At 69.5% G+C, this 13,357-nt stretch carries 12 protein-coding genes; 5 read left to right on the top strand and 7 right to left on the bottom strand.

What is annotated here, in order from left to right; genetic code table 11:
- Positions 1–124: 124 nt before the first annotated feature.
- From AC1VNM_RS24110 to AC1VNM_RS24095, 4 genes are all read left to right on the top strand, one after another.
- The gene (locus AC1VNM_RS24110) at positions 125–694 is read left to right on the top strand and encodes a YceI family protein (protein WP_377161624.1); all 570 of its coding nucleotides are present in this window, start codon (positions 125–127) and stop codon (positions 692–694) included.
- A 227-nt stretch (positions 695–921) separates the two neighbouring features.
- Positions 922–2,454, top strand: a complete 1,533-nt coding sequence (locus tag AC1VNM_RS24105) for a sensor histidine kinase (RefSeq protein ID WP_483108588.1) — start codon at positions 922–924, stop codon at positions 2,452–2,454.
- On the top strand, positions 2,451–2,906 hold the full coding sequence (locus AC1VNM_RS24100) for a hypothetical protein (protein WP_377158255.1): 456 nt from the start codon (positions 2,451–2,453) through the stop codon (positions 2,904–2,906). Before AC1VNM_RS24105 ends, AC1VNM_RS24100 begins: the two co-directional genes overlap by 4 nt.
- Before the next feature lie 56 nt (positions 2,907–2,962).
- A complete protein-coding gene (locus AC1VNM_RS24095; RefSeq protein WP_377158257.1) occupies positions 2,963–3,799 on the top strand; it encodes a LytR/AlgR family response regulator transcription factor in 837 nt (278 codons plus the stop codon).
- 26 nt (positions 3,800–3,825) lie between these two features.
- Here AC1VNM_RS24095 and AC1VNM_RS24090 read toward each other — a convergent pair whose 3' ends face one another.
- The 4 genes from AC1VNM_RS24090 to AC1VNM_RS24075 all read right to left on the bottom strand — a co-directional run bounded on the left by AC1VNM_RS24090 (position 3,826) and on the right by AC1VNM_RS24075 (position 10,104).
- On the bottom strand, positions 3,826–6,489 hold the full coding sequence (locus AC1VNM_RS24090; protein WP_483108587.1) for a hypothetical protein: 2,664 nt from the start codon (positions 6,487–6,489) through the stop codon (positions 3,826–3,828).
- Entirely contained in the window at positions 6,486–7,184 is a 699-nt protein-coding gene (locus AC1VNM_RS24085) for a lysoplasmalogenase (RefSeq protein ID WP_483108586.1), read from the bottom strand. Before AC1VNM_RS24085 ends, AC1VNM_RS24090 begins: the two co-directional genes overlap by 4 nt.
- 162 nt (positions 7,185–7,346) lie before the next feature.
- Positions 7,347–7,910: an ImmA/IrrE family metallo-endopeptidase gene (locus AC1VNM_RS24080; protein WP_377158269.1), complete on the bottom strand. Its 564-nt coding sequence runs from the start codon at positions 7,908–7,910 to the stop codon at positions 7,347–7,349.
- Positions 7,911–8,037: 127 nt separating this feature from the next.
- A complete protein-coding gene (locus AC1VNM_RS24075; RefSeq protein WP_483108585.1) occupies positions 8,038–10,104 on the bottom strand; it encodes an ATP-dependent helicase in 2,067 nt (688 codons plus the stop codon).
- 64 nt (positions 10,105–10,168) lie between these two features.
- Between AC1VNM_RS24075 and AC1VNM_RS24070 the strand changes: the two genes are divergently transcribed.
- Positions 10,169–10,537 carry a DUF1304 domain-containing protein gene (locus AC1VNM_RS24070; protein WP_377158273.1) on the top strand — a complete coding sequence of 123 codons (369 nt, stop codon included), beginning with the start codon at positions 10,169–10,171 and terminating at the stop codon, positions 10,535–10,537.
- 95 nt (positions 10,538–10,632) lie between these two features.
- On the opposite strand, the gene AC1VNM_RS24065 is transcribed toward AC1VNM_RS24070, so the two are convergent.
- From AC1VNM_RS24065 to AC1VNM_RS24055, 3 genes are all read right to left on the bottom strand, one after another.
- A complete protein-coding gene (locus AC1VNM_RS24065) occupies positions 10,633–11,463 on the bottom strand; it encodes a substrate-binding periplasmic protein (protein WP_483108584.1) in 831 nt (276 codons plus the stop codon).
- Between the two features lie 56 nt (positions 11,464–11,519).
- Positions 11,520–11,999, bottom strand: a complete 480-nt coding sequence (locus AC1VNM_RS24060; protein WP_483108583.1) for a hypothetical protein — start codon at positions 11,997–11,999, stop codon at positions 11,520–11,522.
- Between the two features lie 251 nt (positions 12,000–12,250).
- Positions 12,251–13,342 (bottom strand): hypothetical protein, encoded by a 1,092-nt coding sequence (locus tag AC1VNM_RS24055; protein ID WP_483108582.1) that lies wholly within the window; start codon positions 13,340–13,342, stop codon positions 12,251–12,253.
- Positions 13,343–13,357: the final 15 nt, after the last annotated feature.

Genomic DNA, 13,357 nt, shown 5'->3' with positions numbered 1-13,357 from the left:
ATCCGCAGCCTCTCCCGATTTCTCCAACCGGTCCGGGTCCTTCGCCCGGTTCCTTCTCCACCGCGGTACCCGCCGCGGTTCCATCACTGTTCCGACAACTGTTCGACAAGGACCCACCACCATGATGAAGAAAGCCCTGCTGCTCGCCTCCCTGCTCGCCGTCGCCGGCCTGGCCCAGGCCCAGAGCGCGACCTACGCGATCGACCCGACGCACACCTACGCCACGTTCGAGATCAAGCATTTCGGCACCTCGACCAACCGCGGCCGCTTCGACAAGAAGGAAGGCACCGTGCAGTTCGACAAGGCTGGCAAGTCGGGCAAGGTCGAGATCACCTTCGACATGAACGGCATCAGCACCGGCTCGTCGCAGTTCGACACCCACCTGAAGAGCAAGGACTTCTTCGACGTGGCCAACAACCCGACGGCCAAGTTCGTCGGCGACAAGTTCACCTTCTCGGGTGACAAGGTCGCCTCGGTGGCCGGCCAGCTGACGCTGAAGGGCAAGACCGCGCCGGTGACGCTGACGGCCACCAACTTCAACTGCTACGAGAACCCCATGCTCAAGCGCGAAGTCTGCGGCGGCGACTTCGAGACCACCTTCGACCGCACCGCCTTCGGCGTCGACTACGGCATCCAGTACGGCTTCTCGAAGGACATCAAGGTCATCGTCCAGGTCGAGGCCGTGAAGCAGTAATCCCCTCGGGAACACTTCACAACCATGCCGGAAGGCCCGCGGAAGCGGGCCTTTCGCGTTTTGTGGCGCTTCTGGCGCCCGCACCGATGGGGGGCGCATGGGCCATCCGGGCCTCCGGCCTGTCGCCGATCGGTGCAGTCCATCCCGCCGTCTTCACGGCGCGTCGCCCGCCGCCCCGGGAGCGCCGGGGTCTTGCGTAAAGTGCGAGCCATACGACAGGTCCTCCCATGAACGCGCCGACTCCCGCCTCCCCCACCCCGCGCCAGCGCTGGCAGAGCTTCATGAAAGCCGCCGAGCAGGGCTTCCACGCCTACGGCAACTGGCTGGTGTCCATCACCTGGAAGCGCTTCACGCTGCTGGCGGTGATGCTGATCATCGGCGCCAACATCCTCCAGACCCTCCCGCCCTTCTCCTTCAGCTGGCAACTGCCGGTCGAGACGACCGAGACCATCCATCCGTCCAAGGACCTGCGCCGCGACCGCGACACGGACCGCGAACGCCGCGAGAAGCAGCGCGCCGCCGAAGCGGAGAAGAAGGTGGCCGAGGCGCAGAAGAAGATCGACAAGGCCACGAAACCCGCCGACTCCGCCGAAGCCGGCTCCGAGGCGGGTCACGGCGCGTCCGCCGCGGTCGACGGCGAGGGCCTGCGCTACGAAGTCCAGATCGACAGCCGCGGCGTGCGCATCGTGCCGCGCCATCCGGCCTCGCCGGCCAGCGCCGCGTCCGCAGCCGACGCCGAAGGGGCCGTCGACCCCAACCTGCCGTCCGTGGACATCCGCATCCCCAACGAGAAGCAGCGCGAGGCCATCCGCGACGCGGTGAAGTCCGCCGCGGCCGACGCCAAGCGCGCCCTCGAGGAGGCGGCGGAAGAAGCCCGGCAGGCCAAGGCCGATGCCGAGGAAGCGCGTGACGAGCTCGAACAGGTCCAGCGCGAGACCTCGCGCAAGACGCGTTATCGCACCGTGCACCTGGGCGACTTCCTCGACAAGCTGGCCATCCTGGTCGTGCTGGCCTCGGCGCTGCTGAAGGCCACCTACAAGGGTCGCCTGCAGGCCGAGGTGAAGGCCGCCAAGGCCACCGAGACCGCCGAGGCCGAGTCGCTGCGCCGTCAGGTCGTCGAAGCCCGCATGGCCGCGATGCAGGCGCAGGTCGAGCCCCACTTCCTGTTCAACACGCTGGCGTCGATCGACCATCTGATCGAGACCGATCCGCCGCGCGCCTCGCAGATGCAGAAGAACCTGATCGCGCTGCTGCGGGCCTCGATGCCGACGATGCGCGAGGCCAACGCCAACGGCGGCGTGCGCGACCTGGGCCGCGAGATGGCCGTCATCCGGCCCTACCTCGAGATCCTGCAGGTCCGCATGGAAGAGCGCCTGGTGTCGCGCATCGAGGTGCCGGACGGCCTGCTGTCCGCGGAGTTCCCGCCGATGATGATCCAGAGCCTGGTCGAGAACGCCATCAAGCACGGCCTCGAACCCAAGGCCGAGGGCGGCAGCCTGCTGCTCAAGGCCGAGATCGTCCACGGCAAGCTGCAGGTCACCGTCGCCGACACCGGCCTGGGCTTCGGCCGCGCCGCGACCTCGGGCACCGGCGTCGGCCTGGCCAACATCCGCGAGCGGCTCTCGCTGCTCTACGGCAAGGCCGCCAGCGTCACCGTCGCCGAGAACCAGCCGTCCGGCACCGTCGTGATCATCACCGTCCCCTACCGGACCTCCGCCCACCACGCGCCCGAACAAGGAACGCAAGGAGCACACGCATGAAAACGCTGTTCAAGACCCTTCTTGTCCTCGGATTCGTCCTCGTCGCCGGCGCGCTGCTGCTGGGCTGGGGCGTGATCCATCTGCTCGGCGACGTCCCGGGCGTGCACCTCACCGTCGACGGCGAGGAAGTCATCCTGAGCGGCATGGGCATCGCCGACGCCTTCGGCGCCGGGCTCGGCCTGATCATCGCCATCGTCGTGATGTGCCTGGTCGTGCCGCTGGTGCTGCTGCTCGGCCTGGGCCTGCCGCTGCTGATCCTGGGCGGGCTGGCGCTCGTGGCGCTGGCCGCGCTGGCGGGCGTCGGCGCGGTGGTGGGCTCGCCGCTGCTGCTCATCGGCCTCGTCGTCTGGCTGATCGTGCGCGACAAGCCGCGCAAGGCGCCGCGGGTGCCGCCCGCGCCGGCGGCGCCCGCCATGACGTCCACGCCGGCCGAACCGTCCCTCCACGCCTGAGACCACGCGCGGGTCCACCGCCGGATCGCCCCTCACCTGCCCTAACATCGCCTCCCATGAGCGACACCAGCGACACCCACCACGCCCCCCGCGCCGTCCTCGCGGACGACGAACGCCTGATGCGCGAGCAGCTGCGCAGCCGCATCGCCGAGGTCTGGCCCGAGCTGCAGATCGTCGCCGAGGCCAAGAACGGCCTGGAGGCGGTCGAACTGGTCAAGGAGCACAAGCCCGACCTGGTCTTCCTCGACATCCGCATGCCGGGCCTGACCGGCGTCGAGGCCGCCAAGCAGATCGCGCAGCTGCCCGACGACGACGACTGGCCCCTGCCCGAGATCGTCTTCATCACCGCCTACGACCAGTACGCGGTCGAGGCCTTCGAGCAGGGCGTCTGCGACTACGTGCTCAAGCCCGCCGAGCGCGATCGCCTGCTGGTCACGGTCGAGCGCATCAAGAAGCGCCTGGCCCTGCGCAGCGGCGAGGTCGAGCCCGAAGGCCCCAGCACCGGCACGCTGCAGCAGCTGCTGCACTCGCTGTCGGCGCGGGTCAACAACACCAGCGGCTCGCCGCAATACCTGCAATGGATCCAGGCCTCGGTCGGCCAGACCATCCAGATGATCCCGGTCGAGGAGGTGCTGTTCTTCATCAGCGACGAGAAGTACACCCGCGTCCAGACGCCGACCGTCGAGGCGTTGATCCGCAAGCCGATCAAGGAACTCGTCGACGAGCTGGATCCGAAGCTGTTCTGGCAGATCCACCGCTCGACGCTGGTCAACGTCAAGGCCATCAACGGCATCAGCCGCGACTTCCGTGGTCGTCAGCTGGTGGGTGTGCGCGGACTCGATGAAAAGCTTGAGGTCAGCCGCAGCTACACGCACCTGTTCAAAGGGATGTGACGCGGCCCAGAATCGGGCACACCGCGTCAGCGTGGCGGACCTTTCAGCTTGACGCCTGCCGCCGCCATCGCGCGGCGGACTTCGGGGGCGTCCTCGAAGGCCGACTCGAGCTCCGGCTGCAGGGTCTCCAGTTCCAGGCGGGAATCGGGATCGCCCGGGCGATGCGACTTGCGTGACGACGCCCGCAGGCCCAGCCCCAGCGCCATCAGCGCGTAGAACAGGAAGGCGATCCGCGGCGCGTCGATGAGGCTGTCGAAGAGCCCCACGATCACGAAGCCCGCCAGCCCGCCCACCACCGCCGGCGCCAGCGGATGGTGGCGCCCCGCGCCGAAGCTCAGGCGCACCAGCACCGTCACCAGCAGGCTGGTCCACAGCGCCAGGCCGAACAGGCCCTGCTCGAACAGCACGTGCGCCGGCAGGCTCTTCATGTGGAAGGGCATGTGGTTGCGGTCGCTGGTGAAGAACCAGCGCGCCAGACCCTCGTTGAAATCGCCGTTCCGCAGCAACGGACCGTGCACGCTGTCGACGATCGAGATCGACGCGATCTCCAGCACGCCGCCGCGCCAGTTCTGCGTCACCGAGGCCACCAGACGCTTCGGCGCCCAGGATCGGCCGCCGAAGTCGGCCGGCGCCTGGCCCAGCTTCAGTTGCACCGGCTGCCAGGCGCCGCCCATCGGCTCCACATCCGTCTCACGGTCGACGCAGCGCAGCGGGTAGAGCAGGAACTTCTCGCAGATCTCGACGCGCAGGCGCGTCTTGAACTGCGTGCGCAGCGTCACCGTCGCCGCGACTTCGCCGGCGACGGCCGGCACACGCTGGCTGAGCCGGAACATCTCGCCGTGCCCCATCTGGTGCAGGCCACTGGTCAGCGTCACCGTCGGATGCGGGAACGGCTCCGTGCCGGGCAGGCCGGACGCGGGCAGCTCGGAACGCGCCGCGTTCAGGTGGTAGTCACCGACGCGTTCATCGAAGGGCCCGCCGTTGGCGAAGCTCGCCGGGAAACGGCCGCTGCCCTTGCCCAGCAGCCATTCGTCCATGGACTTGAGCAGGCCCAGGCCGACGCGCCAATGCTCGAGACGACCTTCGAGATCCTGCTGCCCGGTCGACATCCGCTGACCGATGTAGGCGCCACCGCCCAGCGCCGCGACCACCGCGCACGCCAGCAGACAGCCCGTCCACACGAGGCCGCGGATGCGCCAGCCGGCGGTGCGCAGATCGGCGCCGACGCGCGGCGACCATTGCGTCGCGATCCACGCGATCGCCAGCACCGACAGCACGGCGGCGATCGCCACCACGTCCTGGCCGTCGCCCCAATGCGCCGCGACGAGCCCCGTGCCGGCGAGCGTCGCCATCCACACGATCGCCAGCGCGAAGGCCTGCGAGGGCTGCGTCAGTCCGCCGCGCCACAACCAGGCCAACCCCAGGCCGAGCAAGACGACGATGCCGTCGATCAGGTAGGCGCCCTTGGGCACGAGATCGATCAGCAATCCGCCGAGCAAGGCCAGCAGCAGCGCCGGCAGCGGCGACAGCGCCATCAGCGCCCGCTGCTGTCCGCGCGGCCACGCTGCACGCGAGGCCGGCATCGCGAGCAGCACCGCGACACTGCCCGCCAATGCGAGCAAGGCGCGATAGCCACCAGCGCCGAAGAGCACCCAGGCGGCGACCGCGGTACCGATGATCACGCCGGCCGACCAGGCAAGCGGCACCGTCCCGCGCGCACCGGGGAAGACATGCGACGACGGCGCCGCCTCCTGTCGCGGCGCGTTCCTTTCATCGCGGCGCTGCACCGCCCACAGCAGCGCGCAAAGCGCCATGCCGAACGGCACCGCCAGATACACACCGCGCGAGAACGTCGTCAGCGACGCGTAGAACGCCAGCAGCATCACCGCCAGCGCCATCACGAAGCGCAGCGGGCGGCGCTCCCGCATCGCCCACAGCATCGCGAAGGGCAGGCTCAACGCCAGCGCGCCATCCAGCGACGCTCCGCCGACGTTCATCTCCCAGAACAGCGAGGTCGTGCGGTAGTCCGATGAGAAGTCCAGCAGCCCCGTGTAGACCCAGCGCTCCCACAACGCGCCGAGCGAGGTCGTGACCAGCACCAGCACCCAGGCCGCGCGCGACAGGCGCTGCACCGACGAGGGCCGCAGGTCCGACGCCTTCTGCCACAGCGGCAGCAGCAGCAGGACCAGGAAGAAGCTCTTGCCGGCGCGCAGGCTGTTCATCGGCTCCTGGAAGCCTTGCCAGAAACCGAACTGCACGCCGCCGGCCTGGTCGAAGCCGCGCCAGACGGCGATGAAGGCGGACAGCGCGAACACGGCCATCAACACCCGCACCGCGGCGCGCCAGCGCAGCGTCCGATAACGCCACGCCACCGGCTTGTGCGGCGGCTCGGTCACCGCCATCGCGGTGTAGCCGCCGGCGGCGACGGCCAGCACCAAAAGGTCGAGTTCCTCGAAGGTGATCCAGCCGGTCCACGGCGCGAACCCGATCACCGGCACCAGCGCGGGCACCAGCAGCGGCAACGAGCGCCATCCGAAGAAGCTGGCCACCGCGATCGCCACCCACAACGCGGTGGCGGCGACTGGTTCGACCGGGTAGTGCCGCATGAGCCAGAGCCCGACGGCGGCGCTGGCCACGCCGATCACCAACGTGGCCAGCGATGAAGGGCGCCGAGGCAGGACGAATTTCATGCGTGGGGCCGTTCCAGGCTGCTGGCGATGCACCACTGCGCCGGCCAGTAGCTCGCGAGCACCCAGAAGCTGGCCATCTCCAGCGGGCCTGCGAACTTGTTGATCGCCAGCATCGCGTCGGAGAGCACGAACAGCGTGCCGCCCCACGCGGCCCAGCGCGCGAGCGGCTCATCGGGCTGGCCGACGCTGCCGCGCCACCAGGCCCAGGCCTGCGCCGCCATGGCCGACAGGCAGACGACGTAGACGACCACCGGTGCGCGCAGCTCGGCGGGGATGTGCGGCCAGAGCCGTCCCAGCACTGCCGCCGCGAGGATGCCGAACATCAGGAAGGGCCAGCGCACGGCGCCCAGCTTCTTGCGGGTGCAGAAGCCGACGATGTAGCAGACATGGGCGGCCAGGAAGCTCACCAGACCGGGCAGGAAGCCCTGCGCCGGCCACAGCAGCGCGATGTCGCCCGCCAGCGAGCACAGCAGCCCGGCACGCAGCCAGCGCGCCAGCCGTGGACGCTCGGCGCCACGAGGCCAGGCGTAGAGCAGGATGAGGATCGTCGTCAGCGGCTTGAAGACGAAGGCCAGGGCCGGCGGCAGTTGCGCGGGCTGTGACAACGCGAGGATGGCGGCAGCCGCGCTGAGGAGGGTCAGCAGCGGGAGCGCGGCGGCGAGCCTGGTGGCGGACTTGGCGGCGGAGGCTGTCATGCGCCGGCATTTTGCCGTTTGCCGACGACGCCCACCCCCCGGTTCCGGGTGACATGGCAGACCTTACAGGGTCGATGCGGCGCTTGACGCTGACCGCCGCGACGTGTCGATCACCGCCCGTGGCGCGCGCGAGGCGCACGAAGTGCACGGCATGCGCGAGGATCACAGATGCGACCAGTGCCGATCCAGGGCCTGCAGGCGTTCGTGGACGGCGGACTCGGGGACGAAGAACTTCTCCGAGAGCCTGCGGGCACTGACGATCCCCTGGTTCATCAGCCGGTAGATCGCGAAGTCCGGCATCAGCAGGTCCAGCGCGAAGCGATGGGCGTCCTGCTCGATGCGGCGCGGGCTGTGAATGGAGAGGTTGGACGCCGTCTCCGGCGGTACCGCACCGTGCCCGAGCAGGTGATGGCCCAACGCATGCGCCAGCACGATGCGGCGTCGCATCGGGTCCTCGGCGAGGCTCAGCTCGATCACCGGGCGCTCGTCCAGATAGAGGAGCCGGCCGCGATGGGGATACATCGGCTCCCGCGGGCCGCCGCGGTCGCGGATCTCGACGCCGACGCCCTCCGCCAGTTCGTGGGCGTTCAGCGGCAGCGTGGCCTGGTCCCAGTGCGTCTTGCGCAGTTCATCGGCGAGGGCGTCGATGGCGCGGTGGCGCGCCGCGGCGTCGGCCGGCTCGGGGGATTCTCGGAAGGGGTGGCAGGAAAGCGGGGCGGCGTCCATGGTCGGTCTCCTCGGCGGGCGCAGAGGGACCGGATGCTAGAAACGCGCGCCTCGCCGCGAAATGACTCGAACCAGTAAGAATCGTTCGCCCACCACCGTCACTGACTGTTCGAGTGACAGGTCTTGCTCAGCGATCGTCCTTCGCCGCCTGCGCCTGTTTCGCCGCGGTATCGGCGGCCTTGGCGGCAAGCTGCTCGCGCATGCGCTTGAGTTTCTCGCGGGGGTCTTCCTTGACCCCGCCCTCGCCGAGTTTCATCTCCGCGATGAAGCGGCTGGGCACGCCGACGACCGTCTCGCGGTTCTTCTTCCGCCGCCGCAGCGTCGACACCGCCAGCGTCCGCCGCGCCCGCGTGATGCCGACGTACATCAGCCGGCGCTCTTCCTCGACGCGCTGGGGCGTGAGCTCGTCGTTCTCGGCCTTGAACGGCAGCAGGCCTTCGTTCACGCCGGCCAGCATCACGTGCGGCCATTCCAGGCCCTTGGACGCATGCAGCGTCGTCAGCACGACCTGGTCCTGTTCCTCCTGGCGCTCGGCCAGCGAGAGGATCACGCTGATCGTCTGCGCCACTTCGAGCAGCGTCTGACGCGGGCTCTCGGTGGTGATGCCGCCGTCGGTCGAGATCTCGCCGCCGCAGCGCTTGGCGACCCAGTCGACGAAGTCGAGCACGTTGCTCCAGCGGGCCTGCGCGACCTTCTCGTTGTCTTCCTGGTCGATCAGGTACTGCTCGTAGGCGATGTCCTTGAGCCATTCCATGATCAGCGCCTTGCCCTCCTCGCCGCCGACGGCGTGACGGGCGCGGTACTCGAGGTCGACGACATAGCGGCCGAACTCGTGCAGCCCGTGCAGCGCCTTGCTCGACAGCGTCGCCTTCAGCGACTCGGCGAACAGCGACTCGAACATGGACAGCTTCCACTTCGCCGAGAACTCGCTCAGGTGCCCCAGCGTCTGGTGGCCGATGCCGCGCTTGGGCGTGGTCACGGCGCGCAGGAAGGCCGGGTCGTCGTCCTGGTTCACCAGCAGCCGCAGCCAGGCGCAGAGGTCCTTGATCTCGGTGCGGTCGAAGAAGCTCTGCCCGCCGGACACCTTGTAGGGGATCTCCGCGCGGCGCAGCGCCTGCTCGAAGATGCGCGCCTGGTGGTTGGCGCGGTACAGGATCGCGAAGTCGGAGAACTTCGTCGTCGGATGGTTGGCCCGGATCGACTGGATGCGGGCGACGGCGCGTTCGGCCTCGTGCTCCTCGCCGTCGGCCTCGATCAGCGTGATGGGATCGCCTTCGCCGAACTCGCTCCACAGCGTCTTCGGGAACAGCTTCGGATTGCCGCCGATCACGTTGTTGGCCGCGCGCAGGATCGCGCTGGTCGAACGGTAGTTCTGCTCCAGCGGAATGATCTTCAGCTGCGGGAAATCGACCGGCAGCTTCTTGAGGTTCTCGATCGTCGCGCCGCGCCAGCCGTAGATGGACTGGTCGTCGTCGCCCACGGCGGTGAACATCGCGCGCTCGCCGACCAGGCACTTCAGCAGCTCGTACTGGACCGCGTTGGTGTCCTGGTACTCGTCGACCAGCACGTAGCGCAGCGTCTCCTGCCACTTGCCGCGCGCCTCTTCATTGGTCTGCAGCAGCTTCAGCGGCATGCCGATCAGGTCGTCGAAATCGACCGCCTGGTACGCGGTCAGCCGCTCCTGGTAACGCTGCATGACGACGGCGGCGGCGCGCTCCATGTCGTCCTTCGCGTAGGCCAGCGCCTGCTGCGGGCTCAGGTTCTGGTTCTTCCACAGCGAGATGGTCCACTGCCAGGACTTCGCCGTCGCCGCGTCGGTCGTGCCGCCGGCATCGCGCAGCACGGACAGCACGTCGTCCGAGTCGAGGATCGAGAACTGCTCCTTGAGCCCGAGGTGGCGCCCGTCCTGGCGCAGGATGCGCACCCCCAGCGAGTGGAAGGTCGACACCAGCAGCTCCGAGCCCGCCTTGTTGCCCACGAGGTGCTTGGCGCGCTCGCGCATTTCCTGCGAGGCCTTGTTCGTGAACGTGATCGCGGCGATGTTCTTGGGCCGGTAGCCCTCGGACATCAGCTTGGCGATCTTCTGCGTGATGACGCTCGTCTTGCCCGAGCCCGCGCCCGCGATCACCAGGCACGGCCCCGAGAGGTGATGCACCGCCGCCAGTTGGGCGGGGTTGAGCTGGGCTTTGGACATGGAACGTGGGGGACAGGAAAGCGCGGAGGGGCCGGGGATGATAGCGGGACGTACAGTGCGAACCATGAACACAACACTTGCCATTGCCGCCAATGTCGTCGTCGCCCTCGTGGCGCTGATCCACGTCTACATCCTGATCCTGGAGATGTTCCTCTGGACCACGCCCAAGGGTCGCAAGGCCTTCGGACTGACCCAGGAATTCGCCGAGGCGAGCAAGGTGCTGGCCGCCAACCAGGGGCTGTACAACGGCTTCCTCGCGGCCGGGCTGATCTGGGGCCTGGTGCTGGGCGCGGCCGGCGGACCGGTGAAGATCTTCTTCCTGGCCTGCGTGCTGGTGGCGGGCCTGTATGGCGCCGCGACGGCCAGCCGCAAGATCCTCTTCATCCAGGCCATCCCGGCGGCGATCGGCCTCGCGTTGCTGCTGTTGAGCTGAGGCAGCGCGGTTCGGGCCCAAAATGCCCGATTCGCCCGATTCGCCCGATTCGCCCGATTCGCCCGGGTAGCCCGGGTCGCCCGCCGGGACGCCGTTCAGTCCGGCAGCGCAACGCCGCGTCGTGCCGCCATCTGCTGCAGTTCCCCGCTGGCGCGCAGGCGCTGCATGCCGGCATCGACCAGCGCCGCCCAGGGCTCGCCCGCAGCGTCGCGACTGAAGGCGAAGTGGCCGCGCAGCTGCGCGAACGGCGGCGCGCACAGCACGACCTGGTCTGCCAGTCCCAACTCCTGGATCACCGGCTCCGAATTGCGCTGGTTGGCCGCGATCAGGTCCAGCCGGTTGAGCTGCAGCATGCGCAGCGCGGTGGCCAGGTCCCGCACGGCGGTCACGTTCAGGCCCGCGCGCGCCTGCTCGAAGCGGTCGCCGTAGACCCACCCCTGCACCGCGCCGATCCGCAGCGGCTGCAGCGCCCGGAAGTCGTCCCACCAGAGTCCTTCCTCGCGGCGGCGCGCGTAGAACACCAGCGCGTCCTCGTAGAAGGCCAGGCGGGAGAAGCGCATCGATCGCTCGCGCTCCGGCGTGCGATACGGTCCGACGAGGATCTGCGCCGGACCATGTTCGATCATGGACTGTGCGCGCAGCCAGGGATAGAACTCGTAGCGCGGCTGGTGGCCGGCGGGGATCAGGATCGCGTCGAGCAGGTCGACGGCCAGGCCGCGCGGCTTGCCGCCGTCCATCCCGGGTTCGAAGAGCCGCGCGAAGGTCGTGCCCGCCACATGCACCTGCGCCGACCGCGGCCGTCCAACGCCGGGCGCACCGGCCAACGAAGGCAGCGCACCCGCCGCGCCCGCCATGCCGACGGCCATCGCGCCGAGCGCGGCATCACGGAGCAGGTGTCGACGGAAGGCGTCCATGGGAGTGCCCATGATAGGCGCGCGCTTCGTGCGCGGGCAGCCCCGCGACACGGGGTGGCGGACGTCCTTCAATGCCCGCGGGTCTCCGCCGCGAGGTCCTCCGGCACCAGCGCGCCGGGGATGAAGATGGGCGTGCGGATGGGATCGCGGCCGATGTCCTCGCCATGGGAACCGTGGACCGCGAACGCCGCCGAGAGCACGGCATGGACCTGCCCCATCGTCTCGTAGGACGGCGACGAGCCGCCGGCGAAGAACACCTTGGCGTCCCCGATGCCCAGCCCGCACAGCCCGTAGAGCCGGTCGCCGACGCGGGCGCAGAACTGGTCGGCGATCTGGCGTCCGATCAGCGAAGGCAGCCGGACCAGGTAGTCCCCCGTCCCCCCATCCACGGCCCAACGCACCGACAGCCGCATCCAGTGCGCGTTCTTCCCGTCGATGCAGCTCTCGAGCACGCCGCGAAGCCAGGGCGAACAGTCGGGATCGGTGACCGAGTCCCGCCAGCAATTGCGCCAGTCCGCGGCGGACATCGGTCGAATTTCGAAACTCACGCACATCCTCCTCGCGTCGCGACCCATGGCGACAGAAGGACGATCGTAGGCAGAGGCACCCGGCTCGGACAATCCGCCTTCATCGACCGCTGAATGACTCTTCCAAGTCGCTCTGAAGCGCGAACTTGTCGATTCGCATGGGCGTTTCCGATGGGTCCTGCCTCACCCCTGCGGGAGCACTAGTGCATCGAGGTGGGTCGCCGACTCATCGGCGGAAGGACGCGAAGGAGGGCGAAAGGGGCGCGGCGCGTTCAGGCGCCCCGCAGCAGCAGCCAGGCGACGATCGCCGCCAGGGCCAGGACGAAGGCGAGGCCCGCCAGCCGTTCCGCCCATGACGCGCCGGGGGACGCCGGGCGCTCGTCGTCGGCCTCGAGCGGTGGCGGCAAAGGCAGGAGCGGCAAAGGCGCCGACGCCGACGCTGCAGGGCCCGATCCGGCACGTGGAGCGGCGGGCTCGACCTCGATCCAGTCGCGCACGGCCTGCGCCAGCAGCTGCCGGTCGGTGAACGAGCGCCCGTCCATCATGGCCCGGTCCAGCAACTGGTCCAGGCTCTCGCGCTGCGCGGCCGTCAGCGACATCCACGACTGCAGCGACGCCACGGGCGTGGCGCCGGGTTCGGGTTCTTCCTCGAAGCCGTCCTCGGTCGCGTCGCGTCGCGGCAGCCGGCCGTTGACGAGCATGCCCAGCAGGCGGCCCAACGCGTGGGTCTCGCTGTTGGCGTCGGGGCGGCCGCCGGCGCGTTGACGCGCGTTGGCCAGCGGCTCGGCGGCGCGCACCAGCGCGGCAGGCGCCTGGCTGTCGCGCGGTGCCAGCCCTTGCCCCAGCCAGTGCAGCTGCTGCGCCGGGCTCAGCCACAAGGTGCCGGGATCCAGTTCGTGGAGGACCAGGCCATGCACGTGGGCGGCGTCGAGCACATCGATCAGGTCCAGCAGCAATTGCATGCGCCGCTTCAACGGCAGCGCCATCGCCACGCGCAGCAGCGGCGCGCCCTCCATCGCCGGCACCACCAGGTAGGGCAGGCCGGTCGGGCTGAGTCCGCTGTCCAGCGGCGCGCCGAAGGCCGGATGCCGGAAGCGCGACAGCGATTCCGAGTCCTCCGCGAAGCGCATGAGCACCGCCTGCGCATCGGACTCATGGCGGTAGACCAGCGCCAGGCCGGTCTGCGCGGCGGCCTTGCCGTGCTCGACGCGGAACCACACGCCGGAGGCGCACTCGAAGAGCACGGCCGAGACGCGCCAGACGCCCAGCCGCTCGCCGACGGCCGGCACCGCGGCCGGGGCCCGGGGGGCTGGCTCATGCGGTGCGCGGGGGTCCTGCGCGTGCGGGGCGGGGGGTTCGATCATGGGCGCGAATCCTAG

The sequence above is a fragment of the Mitsuaria sp. MSU3D genome (assembly GCF_056867975.1).
This window is presented reverse-complemented; position numbering and strand designations above follow the sequence as displayed.